Annotated in this window: 16 protein-coding genes; 15 read left to right on the forward strand and 1 reads right to left on the reverse strand. The window is 70.9% G+C overall.

The genetic code is table 11. From position 1 onward, the window contains the following. The first annotated feature begins 98 nt into the window (after positions 1-98). The 15 genes from QZ749_RS13560 (at position 99) to QZ749_RS13630 (ending at position 13,766) form a co-directional block, all read left to right on the forward strand. A complete protein-coding gene (locus QZ749_RS13560) occupies positions 99-1,055 on the forward strand; it encodes a cation diffusion facilitator family transporter (RefSeq protein WP_296947723.1) in 957 nt (318 codons plus the stop codon). Positions 1,056-1,153: 98 nt separating this feature from the next. Further along, positions 1,154-1,999 (forward strand): phage tail protein, encoded by an 846-nt coding sequence (locus QZ749_RS13565; protein ID WP_296947726.1) that lies wholly within the window; start codon positions 1,154-1,156, stop codon positions 1,997-1,999. Continuing rightward, a complete protein-coding gene (locus tag QZ749_RS13570; protein ID WP_296947729.1) occupies positions 1,968-2,822 on the forward strand; it encodes a phage tail protein in 855 nt (284 codons plus the stop codon). Before QZ749_RS13565 ends, QZ749_RS13570 begins: the two co-directional genes overlap by 32 nt. A 3-nt stretch (positions 2,823-2,825) precedes the next feature. Beyond that, complete coding sequence (locus QZ749_RS13575) at positions 2,826-3,689, forward strand: phage tail protein (RefSeq protein WP_296947732.1); 864 nt, start codon at positions 2,826-2,828, stop codon at positions 3,687-3,689. A gap of 56 nt (positions 3,690-3,745) precedes the next feature. Then, positions 3,746-4,591 (forward strand): phage tail protein, encoded by an 846-nt coding sequence (locus QZ749_RS13580; RefSeq protein ID WP_296947735.1) that lies wholly within the window; start codon positions 3,746-3,748, stop codon positions 4,589-4,591. Positions 4,592-4,625: 34 nt separating this feature from the next. Further along, positions 4,626-5,438, forward strand: a complete 813-nt coding sequence (locus tag QZ749_RS13585) for a phage tail protein (RefSeq protein WP_296947740.1) — start codon at positions 4,626-4,628, stop codon at positions 5,436-5,438. Between the two features lie 71 nt (positions 5,439-5,509). After that, positions 5,510-6,358, forward strand: coding sequence for a phage tail protein (locus tag QZ749_RS13590; RefSeq protein WP_296947743.1), 849 nt, complete (start codon positions 5,510-5,512; stop codon positions 6,356-6,358). A gap of 213 nt (positions 6,359-6,571) precedes the next feature. After that, on the forward strand, positions 6,572-7,384 hold the full coding sequence (locus QZ749_RS13595) for a phage tail protein (RefSeq protein ID WP_296947747.1): 813 nt from the start codon (positions 6,572-6,574) through the stop codon (positions 7,382-7,384). Beyond that, positions 7,381-8,286, forward strand: a complete 906-nt coding sequence (locus QZ749_RS13600; RefSeq protein ID WP_296947750.1) for a phage tail protein — start codon at positions 7,381-7,383, stop codon at positions 8,284-8,286. The genes QZ749_RS13595 and QZ749_RS13600 overlap by 4 nt, the downstream gene beginning before the upstream one ends. 123 nt (positions 8,287-8,409) lie before the next feature. Next, entirely contained in the window at positions 8,410-9,219 is an 810-nt protein-coding gene (locus tag QZ749_RS13605) for a phage tail protein (protein WP_296947752.1), read from the forward strand. Between the two features lie 72 nt (positions 9,220-9,291). Next, positions 9,292-9,735 (forward strand): hypothetical protein, encoded by a 444-nt coding sequence (locus QZ749_RS13610; RefSeq protein WP_296947756.1) that lies wholly within the window; start codon positions 9,292-9,294, stop codon positions 9,733-9,735. 62 nt (positions 9,736-9,797) lie between these two features. Continuing rightward, positions 9,798-10,175, forward strand: coding sequence for a hypothetical protein (locus QZ749_RS13615; protein WP_296947758.1), 378 nt, complete (start codon positions 9,798-9,800; stop codon positions 10,173-10,175). Beyond that, positions 10,172-11,551, forward strand: a complete 1,380-nt coding sequence (locus QZ749_RS13620) for a TolC family protein (RefSeq protein WP_296947760.1) — start codon at positions 10,172-10,174, stop codon at positions 11,549-11,551. Before QZ749_RS13615 ends, QZ749_RS13620 begins: the two co-directional genes overlap by 4 nt. After that, positions 11,548-12,927: a multicopper oxidase family protein gene (locus tag QZ749_RS13625; RefSeq protein WP_296947763.1), complete on the forward strand. Its 1,380-nt coding sequence runs from the start codon at positions 11,548-11,550 to the stop codon at positions 12,925-12,927. The genes QZ749_RS13620 and QZ749_RS13625 overlap by 4 nt, the downstream gene beginning before the upstream one ends. A 311-nt stretch (positions 12,928-13,238) precedes the next feature. Then, complete coding sequence (locus QZ749_RS13630) at positions 13,239-13,766, forward strand: porin family protein (RefSeq protein ID WP_296947766.1); 528 nt, start codon at positions 13,239-13,241, stop codon at positions 13,764-13,766. A gap of 56 nt (positions 13,767-13,822) precedes the next feature. Here the strand turns inward: QZ749_RS13630 and QZ749_RS13635 are convergent, their stop codons facing one another. Further along, positions 13,823-16,351, reverse strand: coding sequence for a heavy metal translocating P-type ATPase (locus tag QZ749_RS13635; RefSeq protein ID WP_296947768.1), 2,529 nt, complete (start codon positions 16,349-16,351; stop codon positions 13,823-13,825). Between the last annotated feature and the right edge of the window lie 66 nt (positions 16,352-16,417).

The following is a 16,417-nucleotide window of genomic DNA, read 5'->3' on the forward strand; positions in this document are numbered from 1 at the left end:
CCCGCCCTTGCCCGCCGTCGCCAGCCGTCGCCAGCCGTGCACGGCAGTCTTGCGCTTTTGGCTACACTGGGGCCAAGGCATCGAGGACCAATCAATACATGAGCGACAGCATAGCGCATCGGGACGCGCAACCGAAGACGGAAGGATCCAAAAAGGTCATCTACGCGGCCATCATCGCGAATCTCGGCATCGCCGCCGCCAAGTTCGTCGTGGCCGCCATCACCGGCAGCGCGGCCATGCTGGCCGAGGGCATCCACTCGGCGGTGGACACCGGCAACGAGCTGCTGCTGCTGGTCGGCGAGCGCGCGGCGGCCAGGCCGCCCGACAAGCGCCATCCCTTCGGCTACGGCAAGGCGCTGTACTTCTGGGCGCTGATCGTCGCCATGTCCGTGTTCGCGCTGGGCGGCGGCCTGTCGATCCACCACGGCATCGTCGCGCTGCGCCATCCCGAACCCTTGCAGGACCCGCTGTGGAACTACGTCGTGCTGGCCGTCTCGGTGCTGTTCGAGGGCTATAGCTGGAACGTCTCGCGCAAGGCGCTGAACCGCCGGCGCAAGCCGGGCACGTCGCTGTGGCAAACCATGCGCGCCAGCAAGGACGCCTCCGTGTTCACCGTGTTCATCGAGGACTCGGCGGCGCTGATCGGCCTGGCCATCGCCGGCCTGGGCATCTTCCTGGGCCAGCTGTTCGACAACCCCTACTTCGACCCCGCCGCCTCGGTGCTGGTGGGCCTGCTGCTGGTGGGCGCCGCCTTCACGCTGGCGCGCGAGACCGGCGGCCTGCTGGTGGGCGAGAGCATCGGCACCGACGCCACGGCGCGCCTGCGCAAGATCTTCGAGGACGATCCCGACATCCTCGACGTGGCGCGCGTGCTGACCATGCAGCTGGGGCCGGACGAGGTGCTGCTGACGGCGGCCGTGCGCTTCCGCCGCGAGATGCGCATCGGCGAGGTGGAGGCGGCCATCGACCGGCTGGAACGGGCGGTGGCGGCGGCGTATCCGTCGATCCGGCACGTGTACTTCGAGTCGGGGGCGCTCAGGTCGGCGCTCGGCTGAACCGGCTTCGAAAAAATATATAGTTCTAGCTTGCAACATTTGCTAACATAGCTAGATGTCATGACAACACGCTGCCGACGCCAGCCGGCAGGATACCCATGAGCAATCCGACACGCCTGCGGCGCGGCATCCGCGCCGCCCTGGCATTGCTGAGTACCCTCCCGGCCATGGCGCAGGCCTGCGACAGCGAAGCCTACATCGGCAGCATCTGCACATTCCCGTATTCGCGCTGCCCGGCGAATTTTGTCCCGGCCGACGGTGCAATTCTTTCCATCAAACAATACCAAGCACTCTACGCAATCACCAGCCACACGTTCGGCGGCGACGGTATCAGTACGTTCGGGGTCCCGGACCTGCGCGGCCGCATGGTCGTGGGCATGGGAACGGGCGCCGGGCTGCCGCCGATGGCGCGCGGGCAAACGCCGGGCCAGCAGACACTGGTGCTGGACAGCGCCCAGGCCCCGCTGCGCGCGCATAAGCACAAGGCCGATTTCAGTCCGCACGACAAGCAGGTGACGGTCGACATCCCGGCCGCCGCGGGCGACCTGCGCATCGACGCCGCGCTGCCGATCTCGGCGGACAAGCCCAAGACCGCCGCGGCGGCGCCCGCCGGCAAGTCCTACCTCACCGAGATCGGCGCCAAGGTCGGCCCGTCCACGGCCAGTCTCTCGGGACCGTATACCACCGCCGCGCCGGCGACGCCTGCCGCCAGCAAGCTGCCTGCGGACCTCACGCTGGACGGCGCGGCCGCGACGCCCGCCGTCACCGCGCAGCTCGACGTGCCAACCGGCGGCACGGTCACGGTGCGCGCGTCGGGCGCGCGTCCCGCGCAACCCGTGTCGACGCAATCGCCTGGCCTGGGCCTGGTCGTCTGCATCGCGGCTTACGGTCTCTATCCTGCCTTGGAAAGCGATGAACAATATATCACTCCCGATGCGCAGTAACGTGCGCCTGGTCGCCGGCTTCCTCCTGGCGCTGGCGGGCGCCGGCCCCGTCCCGGCGCATGCCTGCAGTGCCCAGACCCTGATCGGCGACATCTGCATGACCGTGACGATATTTTGCCCGCCGGGCTTCCTGCCGGCCGACGGCCGGCTTCTCAAGATCAGCGAGCACACCGACCTCTTCTCGCTCATCGGCACCGTATATGGCGGCACCGTGCCGGACACCTTCGCGCTGCCCGACCTGCGCGGCCGCGTGATCGTCGGCGCCGGCCAGGCGCAGGACGCCGGCTTCGCACCCGTCGAGGCGGGACAGCGCCTGGGCCAGCCGGGCGTGACGCTGTCCACCAGGCAGTTGCCGGTGCCGGCGCACACGCACGACGCCGTCTTCGCCATGACCGGCGCCAAGCGCGACGTCAACGTGGCGGCGGTCGGCGGCGGGCTGAAGGTCGGCATGGCGCTTCCGGTGTCAAGGACGACGGCCGGCGCCACCGCCGCGCCGCGCCCCGGCGACGCCTACCTGGCCGCCGTCGGCGTCTCGGGCGGCAGCGCCACCGGGCTGTACACGCCCGTCGCACCGCCCGCGGCACCGCGCGGCACCCTGCCGGCGCGCGTCACGGTGAGCGGCGCGGCGGCCAGGACCGCCAGCATGGTCAATGTCGATACGGTGACCGGCGGCACCATCGACGTCGGCTATACGGAGGGCAAGGCGGCATCCGCGCCCGTCGCGACACAAGGCCCGGCGCTCGCGATGTTGATGTGCATCGCCGTCAAGGGCCAGTTCCCCAGCGATCCGACCAGGGTGAACCAGTCGCTGGACAAGGAGTAGGACATGTACCGTCCGGAACGCATTTCCCATGTCGCCGCCGGTTGCCTCCTGGCGCTGTCGGCCATCCTCCCGGCGTCGGCGCATGCCTGCAGCATCGAACCGTATATCGGCGAAGTGTGTGCGATCGCGCATTCCCATTATTGCCCGGCCGGCTATCTGCCGGCCGACGGCAGGCTCATGACGATCAAGCAGAACCAGGCCTTGTACGAGCTCATCGGCACGGTGTACGGCGGCGACGGCAAGACGACCTTCGCCCTGCCCGACCTGCGCGGGCGCTCCGTGGTGGGCGCCGGCCAGGGCAAAGGTCCCGGCGTCCCGTCTCCCGTCGCGATCGGGCAGAAGCTGGGCCAGCAGGAGCTCAAGCTCACCGAGGCGCAAGTGCCGCTGACCGCCCACACGCACGCCGCCGCCTTCGCCCCCATCAGCGGCCAGCGCCAGCTCGTCGTCGCCGCCACCCCGGGCGACCTGCGCATCGACGCCGCGCTGCCCCTCGGCACGGCGACGGACGGCACCCCCACGCCACCGGCGGGCGACGCCTACCTTGCCCCGCTCAGCGGCAAGGCGGGTGGCGGCAAGGACATGTCTCTGACCGGACCGTACGTCGCCGCGCTGCCGCCGGAGCCGCCCGCGCCGCCCGCCGGCGCACCGCCCGCCGAGCCGGCACGCGGCAGCCTGCCGGGACGGGTCACGGTCAGCGGCGCCGCGCCGACGGCCGCGACGCGGGCGACCATCACGCTGATGGATGGCGGCGCCATCGCCGTCTCCGGCCCTGTCCCGCTGCTGCAGGACGCCGTGCCGACGCAGGCGCCGGCGCTAGGGATGTTGATGTGCATCGCGAGGATCGGACTGATGCCGCAATTTCCTTGACCCTCCGGCGATCGCGCGGCGTCGACGCATTCCATTTCACGACAAGACACACAACCGTGACGCTTCCACCATCCCCATCCCGCCTCGCCGCCGCCTGCCTGGCGACGCTGTGCGCCCTGCTGCCGGCCACGGCGCAGGCCTGCGGATCCGCGCCGTACAGCGGCAGCATCTGCACCTTTCCGTTCCGCAAATGCCCGGTCGGCTACCTCGAAGCCAACGGTGCCGTCCTTACCATCGCGCAGCATCCGGTGCTGGGCGCGCTCATCGGCAATATCTTCGGCGGCGACGGCAAGACCACCTTCGCGCTTCCCGACCTGCGCGCCCGCACGATGGTCGGCACCGGCGCCGGCGCCGGGCTGCAGCCGGTCCTCCCCGGACAGGCGTTCGGCCGCCAGAAGCTGGCACTGGACAGCAACCAGGCGCCGCTGCAGGCGCACACGCATGCCGCCACCTTCGCCCCGACCACCAAGCAGGTAGAGGTCAAGGTCCCGGCTTCCGCGGGCGACCTGAAGCTCGACGGGGGATTGCCGGTGTCGCCGGACAGCACCAAGGCCACGGCGCTGCCCACCGGCCCCGTCTACCTCAGCGGATTCTCCGCCAAGGTCGGGCCTACCCAGGCCACGCTGTCGGGACCGTACACCGCCGTCCAGCCGGGCACGCCGGCCGCCAGCAGCGTACCGGTGGACATCACGACGAGCGGCACGTCCGGTACGCCGGCCGTCTCCACCACGGTCGATACCGTGACGGGCGGCACGGTCACCCTCGCCGCCTCCGCGACCGCCGCCGCCGCGCAACCATTGTCGACGCAGGCACCGGGCCTGGGCATGGTGATATGCGTGGCCGAAACGGGCATCTATCCGACGCACGACGCCCCCTCGCAAATCGTCACCGATACCCAATGACCGGCATCCCGGCCAAGCTCCAGGAGCAAGCAACATGATCCGTCCAGAACGCCTGTCCCGCCCCGCAGCCTGCTGCGCCCTGGCGCTGGCGGCCCTCTTTCCGGCAGCCGCGCAAGCCTGCAGTTCGGATCCCTACCTCGGCGACGTTTGCATGGTCGCGTTGCGGTTCTGTCCGCCGAACTACATGCCGGCCGACGGCCGGCTGCTGCCGGTCGCGCAGTACAGGCCGCTCTTTGCCCGCATCGGCTTCAATTTCGGCGGCGACGGCAGTACCCAGTTCGCGCTTCCCGACCTGCGCGGCCGCGCCGTCATCGGCCAGGGCCAGGGTGGCGGCCTCCAGAACGTCGCCATTGGCCAGCAACTGGGCCAGCAGGCGCTGACGCTCGATCCCGGGCAGTTGCCGATACCGGCGCACACGCACGACGCGACATTCGTGGCGTCCACCGGACCGGGCGACATCACGCTGCCTGCCGTCGCGGGCAACCTCGCCGTCGAGCTGGCAGTGCCGGTTGGCGGCACGGCGGACAACGCCGATGCCTCGCCGGCGTCCGACACGGTCTACCTGGCCGGCATGAGCCTGACGGGCGCCACCCTCACCGGGCCGTACACCACCGTCGCGCCGCCCACGCCGGCGCCCAGCACACTGCAAGCCCAGCTCACGGCGAGCGGCAGCGCCCCCAGGACGGCCGCCACCGTGGCCACCGGCATCGCCACCGGCGGCACCGTCGCCGTCGCCGCATCGGACGGCAAGGCGCCCTCGGCACCGGTCCGGACGCAGACACCGTCGCTCGGCGTGACGACCTGTATCGCCGTCACCGACGCGGGTTTCCCGACTTACCCCGACTGACGGCACGGCGCCGCCCCTCGCCACCGGCCTGGCGGCAGTGGCAGCGCTCCGTCCATCCTACAAGGCATTCCATGCATCCTTCACGACGCCCGTATCGTCTCGCCTGCGCCCTGGCCATGGCAAGCGCCTTCCCGACCATGGCGCAAGCCTGCGGCATCGAGCCGCTCATCGGCGAGATCTGCATATCCGCCATCGGCTTTTGTCCCGAGTATTACGTGCCGGCCGACGGCAGGCAGCTGAATGTGTACCAGAACCAAGCCATTTTCTCTCTCATCGGGACCATGTACGGCGGTACCTTCAGCCCCTCGTCCCCGGAGGGCACCATCGCGCTTCCCGACCTGCGCGGCCGGTCCGTGGTCGGCGTGGGCCAGAGCATGGACCCGGACGTCCCCGACCCCGTCGGCCTCGCGCGGCAGGTGGGCCAGGCGCAGGTCCAGCTGAGCGCGGCACAGGTGCCGCTGACGGCGCACACGCACAAGGCCACGTTCACCCCGACCGGCCAGGCCCGCGTCGACATTCCCGCCGCCCAGGACACGCTGGCGTTAAGCGTGGCGCTGCCCATCGCCAGGACGAACGCCGGCGGCACGGGCAAGCCGCCCGCCGGCGCGGCCTATCTCGCTCCAGTCGGCGGCAAGGTCGGTTCGAACCCCATCGCCATCAAGGGCCCCTACGCCGTCGCCGCGCCGGCCCCGAAAGCCTCGCTGTCGGGACGGGGCACGATCAGCGGCGGCGGCCCCACGGAAGCCTTCACCACGACCGTCACCACGCTGGCCGGCGGCACCGTCGCCGTCGGCGCACCCGCCGCGACCGCAGCCGCAGCCGCAGCCGCAGCAGGGCCCGCACCCGTGCCGACACGGTCACCAGGACTCGGGATGATCGTCTGCATTGCCGTCGGCGGCAGCTATCCCGTATTCGAGTAGCGCATGCGGCGGGAAGGGCGCGCTCCGCCATTGCCGGTTGTGGCGCCGCACCGACTCTTAATAAAAAAATTAATTTCCACAAAGATATTTCTGCTAGGATAATGTTTGTCAGATATCAACACATGACGCCGGTTATCGTTGCAATCACTGCCCATGGACGATGCGCCGGTCCAGCTCTGGCGGCCTTTTCGAATATTTCCTCAGGAAAACAACATGAGCCATCCAAAACGTTTGTCCCGCTTTGCCGCCACCGGCGCCCTGGCATTGCTGGGTACGCTGCCGACACTGGCGCACGCATGCAGCTCGGAACCGTATATCGGTGAAATCTGCGTCCGCTCCACGAGCTGGTGCCCCCAAGGCTACGTGGTCGCCGACGGCAGGATCCTCAGCATCCGGGAATACACGGCCCTGTTCGGCCTCGTCGGCTTTACCTATGGCGGCGACGGCGCGACCACGTTCGGGACGCCGGACCTGCGCGGCCGCATGACCGTCGGGACCGGCCAGGGCACCGGCCTCCAGAATGTCGCCATCGCGCAAAAGGTCGGCCAGCAGGCCCAGACGCTGACGTCCGCCCAGATTCCGCTCGTCGCGCACACCCACGACGCCACGGTCGCCCCGACCACCAGCCAGGTCCAGGTCTCGTTCCCGGCCACGACGGGCCAGTCGATCATCGGGGCGGACCTGCCCGTCTCCACCGCGGCGGGCACGGCCGTGCCGCCGGCCGGCAACGTCTTTCTCACCCCGCTCAGCGGCACGCTCGGCAATGCCGCGGCGACCGTCCAGGGACCGTACACCGCTACCGAACCGGCCGGCTCGGCGCAGGCCAGCCTGCCGGCGGACGTCGTCGTCGGGGGCACGGCCGGTACGCCGATCCTGGCATCCACCAACACGATCCCGACCGGCGCCACGGTCGTGGTCGCGTCGACCGGGACCGTGACGCCGACCTCCATGATGCCGACCCAGTCGCCGGGCCTCGGCATGACCACGTGCCTCGCCGTCACGGGCCTGTACCCCAACCGTCCATGACGGCTGTCCGCGACCGCCACGCGCCCCGCGCGCACGGCCTTGTCCATTCCGAGCACATTTTCAGAAAGAACACGATGAGCCATCCAAAACGTTTCTCCCGCCTGGCCGCCGGCGCCGCACTGGCGCTGCTGGGCGTCGTCCCGGTCGTGGCGCAGGCATGCGATACCGAACCCTATCTCGGCAACGTCTGCACCTACGCATTCGACTGGTGCCCGCGCGGCTACGTGAAAGCGGACGGGCGCCTCCTGAATATCCGCGAGTTCAATGGGCTGTACTCGCTCCTCGCGACGAAATTCGGGGGCGACGGCCAGACCACCTTCGGGATTCCCGACCTGCGCGGCCGTTCGGTCGTCGGCGCCGGCGTCAGCGCACAAGCCACCTACATTACTGCCGTTAATTTTGCGCAACAACTTGGCCAGCAGACGCTGATGCTGAACTCGACGCAAGTGCCGCTCCCGGTGCACACCCACACGGCCACGCTCACCCCGGTCGCCGGCCCGCTCGTCGTTCCGGCTACCGCGAACCAGCTGAACGTGTCCATCAAGCTCCCGGCCGGCACGTCGACCGCGGGCGCAGTCGCCACGCCACCCAGCGGCACCGGCGTCAACGCCTACATGACCGCGATGAGCGCCAAGTCCGGCCCCGCGACGATCTCCCTGGTGGGTCCGTACACCGGCGGCGTCGCGCCGGACGCGCCCAACAGCAAGCTGCCGCTGACGGTGAAGGTCGACGGCACGGCCCCGACCGTCGCCACGTCGGCGAGCGTCCAGGTCATGACCGACGCCAAGGTCGTCATCGCGCAAGCCGCGGGCAATGCGCTGCAAGCCATCTCGACGCAGTCCGCCGGCATGGGCAGCACCATGTGCATCGCCGTCGTGGGCGTTTACCCGAATCGTCCCTGAGCGGGCGGCCGCTCGTCCAGTGAATCCATCCGACCGGCACCACGCGTGCGGGTTTTTCGAGACAAGAACGGGGACGACGCCCGTGGGCGCCGCCACCCGACCGATTTCCGAAGGGAAAACGATATGAACCATCAACACAATGCTTCCCGCTTCGCCGCCGGCTGCGCCCTGGCGCTGCTGAGCGCGCTTCCCGCCGTGGCGCACGCCTGCAACGACCAGCCGTACGTCGGCGATATCTGCACCTTCGCCTTCGACTGGTGTCCGCGCGGCTACCTTCCGGCCAACGGCGCGACCGTGTCCATCAATACCTACCAGATGCTGTACTCCCTCATCGGCGTCACGTTCGGCGGCGACGCCAAGACCAACTTCGTTCTTCCCAACCTGTCGGGCCGCTCGGTGGTCGGCACGGGCACCGGCGCCAACCCGACGCTCGTGAATATCGCCAACGCACAGCAAATCGGCCAGAACCAGGTCAGCCTGAACGCCAACCAGGCGCCGCTGCGCGCGCACACGCACGGCGTCGGCGTCGGCGCTGTCATGTCGACGCAACAGATCCCGATCCCCGCCACCGCCGGCATGCTCAACGTCAGCGCTTACCTTCCGGCGAATACGAACGTGGTCGGCAGCGGGACGCCGCCCTCCGGCCGTGCCTACCTCACGAACGTGACGGTCAAGACCACGAGCAACGCCACGGTGCTGGGTCCCTACACGGCCACCAAGCCCGGATCGACCTCCAGCCTGCCGGCGACGATCTCGGTGGCGGGTTCCGGCAGCACGCCCGCCGTGACGGCGACCGTCAACGTCATGACGGGCGGCACCGTCACCCTCGCCAATACGGGGGCCCTCACGATGCAGCCGGTCTCGACCCAGACGCCGGTCCTCGGCATGAATGTCTGCATCGCCACCGCCGGGGTGTATCCGGTCCAGCCGTGACACGCGCCCGCGCCCGCGACCGGGCAACCGGCCGCGGGCGACGAGGCCGACCGCGCATGCTAGAATGAGCCCGTGAAAGCCGTTCTCCGTTCCCTGCTCGTCTGGCTCATGGTGCTGGCGCTGCCCTTCCAGGGCGTCGCCGCGGCAGGCATGCTGTCGTGCATGCCCGTCACCGCGCCGCTCGCGGCGCCGGCAGCCGGCGCGCACGACCACGCCGCCATGCTGCACGCGCTGGCCGCGGCGCGGCACGACGGGCACGACGGGCACCGCAACGCGTCCACGGCGCAGGCGGGCAGCCACCACGGCGATGGCCACGCCATCCATGACGGGCACGACGGCCGCCACGGCAACGGTTCCTGCGCCTCTTGCTGCATCGGCGCCGCCATGGCCCCGGGCACCCCGCCGCGGCTGGCGCTGGCCCGGCCCGAATTCGTCTCGATCCCCTTCCGTCCCGGCTACCTGCCGAGCGTCGATCCGTCCCTGCCGGAACGGCCGCCGCGCGCCATCCTCGCCTGATACCGCACGGTCCGCCGCCACCATGGCGGCGGCATCTTCACGTTTCGTCGAACGAGGACACCATGAACACGACCACCATCCCGGCGTGCGCGCTCGCCTGCGCGCTGCTGGCGGCATCCGCCGCGCCGCCCGCCCGGGCGCAGGCAGCCGCCGATCCGCGGGCGCCCGCGCCCGACACCGTCTACCGCCCGGCGCTGGACTACCGCGCCGAGGCGCAATCCGCCGCGAGCCCGGACCGCAACTGGCGCGCCAGCAACGGCGCCGTCGCCGGCTACAACCCGATGACGTTGACCATGAAGTCGATGGACGGCCACGCCGGCCATCCGATGCCACAGACCGGCGCCGCCGATCCGCATGCCGGGCACGCCATGGATGCCGGAGCGCCGGCCCCGGCGACCGCCGCCGGCCACGCCGCCCACCAGCACGGAGACCGGCGATGACGCGCCGACCCGCCAAGCCGCTGGCTGCCCTGGCCGCCCTCGCCCTGCTGGCCGGCTGCACCGCCGTCGCGCCCGACGGCGGCTTCGGCCCGGTCGCCGACACCGCCGCCGCGCGCATCGGCGCCAGGCCGCAACTGGCGCGCGACGATGCCGCCGCGCGCGCCATCTCGGACACCGTGCGTACCGAGCTGGAACGCCCGCTCGACATGGACGCCGCGGTGCGCATCGCCCTCGTCAACAGCCCGGCCCTGCAGGCCACGTACTGGAACGTCGGCATCGCCCAGGCCGACATGGCCCAGGCGGCGCGCCTGCACAACCCGGCCATCGGCTTCCAGCGGATGTCGGGCCAGGGCGACGTCGAGATCGAGCGCAGCCTGACGTTCGACCTGGCCGGCCTCTTGACCATGCCGCTGGCCGCGCGCCTGGAGGCGCGCCGCTACGACGCCGTGCGGCGCGAGGTCGGCGCGGCGATCGAGCGCCATGCCCTCGCCGTGCGCCTGGCCTGGATCGCCGCGGTGGCCGCGCGCCAGGACCTGGACTACGCGCGCCAGGTGAATGCCGCCGCCGAAGCCGGCGCCGAACTGGCCGGTCGCATGACCCGCGCCGGCAATCTCGCGCAACTGGACCGCGCGCGCGAGCAGGTCTTCCACGCGGAGTCCGCCGCCGCCCTGGCGCGCGCCGACCGCCAGGCCATGGCCGCGCGCGAAAAGCTCGCGCGCCTGCTCGGGCTGTGGGGCGCGGACACCCAGTTCACGCTGCCGCAGCGCCTGCCCGACCTGCCGGCGGCGCCGGCCGAACTGCGCGACGTCGAACGCATCGCGCTCGAACGACGCCTGGACGTGCAGGCGGCGCGGGCGGACGCGCAGGCCACGGCGCGCAGCCTGGGCCTCACGCGCACGACGCGTTTCGTCAACGCGCTCGAACTGGGCTACGCGGGCAAGTCGGAAACCGGCGCGCCGTCGGCGCGCGGCTACGCCCTGTCGCTGGAAGTGCCGCTGTTCGACTGGGGCGACGCGCGCGTCGCCCGCGCCGAGGCCATCTACATGCAGGCCGTGCAGCGCCTGGCCGAGGCGGCCGTGACGGCGCGCAGCGAGGCGCGCGACCGCTATCTCGCCTACCGCACCGCCTACGACGTGGCGACGCACTACCGCGACACGGTGATCCCGCTGCGCAAGCGGATCTCGCGCGAAGTCCTGCTGCGCTACAACGGCATGCTGGCCAGCACCCACGAACTGCTGGCGGATGCGCGCGAACAAGCCGCCGCCGTGAATGCCGCCATCGCGGCGCAACAAGACTTCTGGACCGCCCACGCCGAGCTCGAAGCCGCCCTCGGCCAGCAAGTCCCCCGGAACCAGCACAAGGAACACGCAGAATGACTTCGCGCAGACACTTCATCGGCGGCGCCGCCGCCTTCACCTCGTTCATGGGCGCCGCCATGGTCGGCAAGGCCGGCCAGGCCGCCGTGCCGGAAGCCCCGGTACGGGACTCGTCCGCCACCATGCCGCCGCCGCCGCCGCCCAACGGCCGTCCGTACAATCCGGTCGTCACGCTGAACGGCTGGAGCCTGCCCTGGCGCATGAACGACGGCGTCAAGGAATTCCACCTGGTGGCCGAACCCGTGGTGCGCGAGATCGCGCCCGGCATGAAGGCCAACCTGTGGGGCTACAACGGCCAGAGCCCGGGTCCCACGATCGAGGTGGTCGAGGGCGACCGGGTGCGCCTGTTCGTCACCAACAAGCTGCCGGAGATCACCAGCATCCACTGGCACGGCCAGATCCTGCCGGCCGGGATGGACGGCGTGTCCGGCCTGACCCAGCCGCCGATCGCGCCGGGCAAGACCTTCGTCTACGAGTTCACGGCGCGCCACGCCGGCACCTTCATGTACCATCCGCACGCCGACGAGATGGCGCAGATCGGCATGGGCATGATGGGTTTCTGGGTGACGCATCCGAAGAACCCGCGCCAGCACGCCGTCGACCGCGACTTCGTGTTCCTGCTGAACGCCTACGACATCGAGCCGGGCAGCTACACGCCCAACGTCAACACGATGCTCGACTTCAACCTGTGGACCATCAACAGCCGCGCCTTCCCCGGCACTGACCCGATGGTCGTGCGCAAGGACGACCGCGTGCGCATCCGGATCGGCAACCTGTCGATGACCAACCACCCCTTCCACATCCACGGCCACCGCTTCGAGGTCACCGGCACCGACGGCGGCTGGATCCCGCCGGCGGCGCGCTGGCCGGAAGTCACGGTCGACATCGGCGTGGGCCAGATGCGCGCCATCGAGTTCGTCGCCGACGCGCCGGGCGACTGGGCGTTCCACTGCCACAAATCGCACCACACGATGAACGCGATGGGCCACCAGGTGCCGAACCTGATCGGCGTCGACCACCGCGGCGTGGCGAAGAAGATCAACGACCTGGTGCCGGGCTACATGGTGATGGGCGACCGGGGCGGCTCGATGGGCGGCATGAAGATGCCGCTGCCGGAAAACACGCTGCCGATGATGGACGGCAAGGGTCCGTTCGGCGAGATCGAGATGGGCGGCATGTTCACCGTGCTCAAGGTGCGCGAGGGCCTGGCGCGCGGCGACTACCGCGATCCGGGCTGGTACCGCCATCCGAAGGGCACGGTGGCCACCGAGTGGAACGGCCCGCTGGACGCCCCGGCGCGCGCGGCGGGCGCGACGGCGGCGCCCGGCGAGCCGGTGGCGACCGTCAAGCGCGGCGGCGGACACGGCGGGCATTGAGCGCACGGCAGGCAGCGTGCCGGCAGGTCGCGCCGCGCGCGGGCGACCTGCCGCGCCAATGTGTTGCAAGATGTCACAGGCCGCGTGGTTCCCGTTGTTGCGACAACGTCCGGCATCGTGCCCTCATCGCGCCGCGAAACGCCACTCCAATGCGTGACATGCAGATGACTTTCGAGTCAGCAACGGACGCCGGCGTTACAGATGCTTACGAATTGCGGGTTTGATTCCAGGCAATTCAGTCCTATCTTTCCAACACGCAATTCACGAGGAATTGCGAACCAGACAGCAAAAAAATGGAAAGGAAAGAGACCATGAACAAGCTCATCTTCGCACTGCTCGCCGGCATCGGCGCCATCGGCGCCGCCCAGGCCCAGACCACTCCGCAAGCCTACATCGGCATCGGCGCCGCCACCGCCGACAACCAGACCAAGGACGAATACCGCGTCGGCGCCAAGGTCTACGGCGGCTACCAGCTCGACCAGAACTGGGCCGTGGAAGCCGGCTACACCGACTTCGACAGCCAGGACTTCAACCGCGGCGCCACGCGCGGCAGCGTGAAGGGGTCGGGCAGCTACATCGCCGGCAAGTACACGGTCCCGTTCAACGAGCGCTTCTCGGGCTACGGCAAGCTGGGCGTCGCGTACAGCGAGCGCAAGTACAACGACAACCTGGGCGTGCGCATCAACGACACCGACACCGGCGTCTACGGCGCCCTGGGCGTGCAGTACAAGCTGAACCAGAACCTCTCGCTGATCGGCGAATACGAACGCTACGGCAAGGACAAGGCCTACGGCGCCAAGGCGGACGTGTACACCGTCGGCCTGCAGTACGGCTTCTGACGCCAGGCTGCGCCGTTCCCGCGCCCGCGGGAACGGCGCCGGGCGAGCGCGGCGGCCTACGCCACCGCCTTCGCCGTCACCGGATACCCCGCCTCGCCGATCGCCTCCGCGATCCTGTCCAGCGCCGCCGCGCTGTCCACGCGCACCGTCTTCGTCGGCAGGTCGATGGCCACGCCGGCATCCTTGTCGACCTCCTGCACCGCCTTGGTCACCCGGGCCACGCAGTGCTTGCAGGTCATGTCTTCCACAGTCAATCGATACATCGTCGTTTCTCCTTTCGAAAGGGTTGATGGCGCCGCCTGCGGGGCGGGCGGCAGGCGCAGGGTATCCCATGCCGTGCCGGCGCCCGACGCCGGCGCCGCCACGGCCGGCGTCCAGTTGCGCAACAATAGCGCGTTGGTGACCACGCTGACGGAACTCAGGGCCATCGCCGCGCCCGCCAGCACCGGATCGAGCAGGCCCATGGCCGCCACCGGAATGCCGACCACGTTGTAGACGAAGGCCCAGGCCAGGTTCTGGCGGATCTTGCGGTAGGTGCGGTGCGAGATGTCGATGGCGTCGGCCACCAGGCCCGGCTCGGCGCGCATCAGCGTGATGCCGGCCGTGTGCATCGCCACGTCGGTGCCGCCGGCCATGGCGATGCCGACGTCGGCCGCCGCCAGCGCCGGAGCGTCGTTGATGCCGTCGCCGACCATCGCGACCCGGCCCGCCCCGCGCGCCGCCAGCGCCTGCACTTCGCGCGCCTTGTCGCCGGGCAGCACCTCGGCCACGAAGCGCGCCAGCCCGAGTTCGCGCGCCACCGCGGTGGCGCTGCCGCGGTTATCCCCCGTCAGCATCACCGCCTGCACGCCCATCGCCGCCAGGCGCGCGATGGCGGCGGCGCTGCCGGGCCTGACGCGGTCGCCGAAGGCCAGCAGGCCGAGGACTTGCGGCACGGCGCCATCGGCCGGCGCCAGCGCCAGCCAGGACACGGTGCGGCCGTCGGCCTCGTGCCGCGCCGCCGCCGCTTGCAGCGCGGGCGCGATGGCGCCCGCGCCGGCGTCCTGCAGCATGCGCAGGTTGCCCAGCCAGACCGTGTCCGTACCGACGCGCGCCCGCACGCCACGGCCCGGCAGCGCGGCCGCGGCGTGCGCCGGCGGCGCGGCGATGGCGTTGTCCTGCGCCGCCTGCGCCACGGCGCGCGCCAGCGGATGGGCGCTGTACTGCTGCGCCGCCCAGGCCAGGGCCAGCACGCGGCGCGCATCCGCGCCCGCCGCCGTCTCCAGCGCCAGCAGCCGCGGCCGCCCCTCGGTCAGCGTGCCCGTCTTGTCGAAGGCCACGGTGCGCACGGCGTGCGCCGTCTCCACCGCTTGCGCGTCCTTGATCAGGATGCCGTGGCGGGCGGCGGCGCCGGTGCCGACCATGATGCCGGTCGGCGTCGCCAGGCCCAACGCGCACGGGCAGGCGATCACCTGCACCGCCACCGCGTTCAACAGGGCCTGCTGCCAGTCGCCGGTGGCCAGGCCCCAGCCCAGCAGCGTGACGAGCGAGACCAGCAGCACGACCGGCACGAACACCGCGCTGACGCGGTCGACCAGGCGCTGGATCGGCGCCTTGACGGCCTGCGCGTCCTCGACCATGCGGATGATCTGCGCCAGCATCGTCGCCGTGCCCACCGCCGTCGCCTCGGCCAGCAGCAGGCCCTCGCCGTTGACGGCGCCGCCGGTCACGCGCTCGCCGGCGCGCTTGGCCACGGGCAGGCTCTCGCCCGTCAGCAGCGATTCGTCGACGTGGCTGTCGCCTTCGATAACGCGGCCGTCGGCCGGGATGCGCTCGCCGGGACGCAGCACCATCAGGTCGCCCACGCGCAGCGCGTCGAGCGGCAGCGTCACGTCGCGGCCGTCGCGCCGCACCAGGGCCTCGGCGACGCGCAGCGATTCGAGCGCGCGGATCGCGTCGACGGTCCGGCGCCGCGCGCGCCCCTCCAGCCACTTGCCCAGCAGGACCAGGGTGATCACCACGGCCGAGGATTCGAAATAGAGGTGGCCGGCGCCGTGCCCCGTGCCGCCGTGCGCCAGCAGCAGGTACAGCGACAGCCCGTAGGCGGCCGAGGTGCCGAGCGCCACCAGCAGGTCCATGTTGCCGGCGCCGGCGCGCAGCGCCTTCCAGCCGGCGCGGTAGAAGCGCGCGCCCAGCCAGAACTGGACGGGCGTGGCCAGCAGCAGTTGCGCCCAGCCGGGCAGCATCCAGCCGCTGCCCAGGGGCTGCAGCAGCATCGGCGCCGCCAGCGGCAGGCTGAGCGCGGCGGCGGCCACCACCGGCCACCAGTCCGGCAGCCCCGCCGCCGGCGGCGTCCCCGGCGCCGGCGCGGCCGGGCGCGCGCCGTCGACGGGACTGGCCGCGTAGCCGGCCCGCTCGATGGCGGCGACGATGGCGCCGGGCGCGGCGTTCCCGCGCACCGTCGCCTTCTCGGTGGCGAGGTTGACGCTGGCGTCGGCGACGCCGGGCACGGCCAGCAGCGCCTTTTCCACGCGCGCCACGCAGGATGCGCAGGTCATGCCGCCGATGGCGAAGGCCTGCGCCGGATCGTTGGATGGGGTTGCCATGGGTCCTCCGGATGGTCGATGCGATCGATAGCCGACAGCATAATCCTTCCCATCGTGGGAAGGTCA

Source organism: uncultured Massilia sp. (assembly GCF_913773735.1).
Classification (GTDB): Bacteria; Pseudomonadota; Gammaproteobacteria; order Burkholderiales; family Burkholderiaceae_D; genus Telluria.

What these genes read in the sequence shown, in the direction of transcription:
- QZ749_RS13620 (WP_296947760.1), top strand. Translation starts at nt 10,172, where the DNA reads ATGACGCGCCGACCCGCCAAGCCGCTGGCTGCCCTGGCCGCCCTCGCC.
- QZ749_RS13560 (WP_296947723.1), top strand. Translation starts at nt 99, where the DNA reads ATGAGCGACAGCATAGCGCATCGGGACGCGCAACCGAAGACGGAAGGA.
- QZ749_RS13590 (WP_296947743.1), top strand. Translation starts at nt 5,510, where the DNA reads ATGCATCCTTCACGACGCCCGTATCGTCTCGCCTGCGCCCTGGCCATG.
- QZ749_RS13570 (WP_296947729.1), top strand. Translation starts at nt 1,968, where the DNA reads ATGAACAATATATCACTCCCGATGCGCAGTAACGTGCGCCTGGTCGCC.
- QZ749_RS13565 (WP_296947726.1), top strand. Translation starts at nt 1,154, where the DNA reads ATGAGCAATCCGACACGCCTGCGGCGCGGCATCCGCGCCGCCCTGGCA.
- QZ749_RS13595 (WP_296947747.1), top strand. Translation starts at nt 6,572, where the DNA reads ATGAGCCATCCAAAACGTTTGTCCCGCTTTGCCGCCACCGGCGCCCTG.
- QZ749_RS13600 (WP_296947750.1), top strand. Translation starts at nt 7,381, where the DNA reads ATGACGGCTGTCCGCGACCGCCACGCGCCCCGCGCGCACGGCCTTGTC.
- QZ749_RS13575 (WP_296947732.1), top strand. Translation starts at nt 2,826, where the DNA reads ATGTACCGTCCGGAACGCATTTCCCATGTCGCCGCCGGTTGCCTCCTG.
- QZ749_RS13630 (WP_296947766.1), top strand. Translation starts at nt 13,239, where the DNA reads ATGAACAAGCTCATCTTCGCACTGCTCGCCGGCATCGGCGCCATCGGC.
- QZ749_RS13585 (WP_296947740.1), top strand. Translation starts at nt 4,626, where the DNA reads ATGATCCGTCCAGAACGCCTGTCCCGCCCCGCAGCCTGCTGCGCCCTG.
- QZ749_RS13625 (WP_296947763.1), top strand. Translation starts at nt 11,548, where the DNA reads ATGACTTCGCGCAGACACTTCATCGGCGGCGCCGCCGCCTTCACCTCG.
- QZ749_RS13605 (WP_296947752.1), top strand. Translation starts at nt 8,410, where the DNA reads ATGAACCATCAACACAATGCTTCCCGCTTCGCCGCCGGCTGCGCCCTG.
- QZ749_RS13615 (WP_296947758.1), top strand. Translation starts at nt 9,798, where the DNA reads ATGAACACGACCACCATCCCGGCGTGCGCGCTCGCCTGCGCGCTGCTG.
- QZ749_RS13635 (WP_296947768.1), bottom strand. Translation starts at nt 16,351, where the DNA reads ATGGCAACCCCATCCAACGATCCGGCGCAGGCCTTCGCCATCGGCGGC.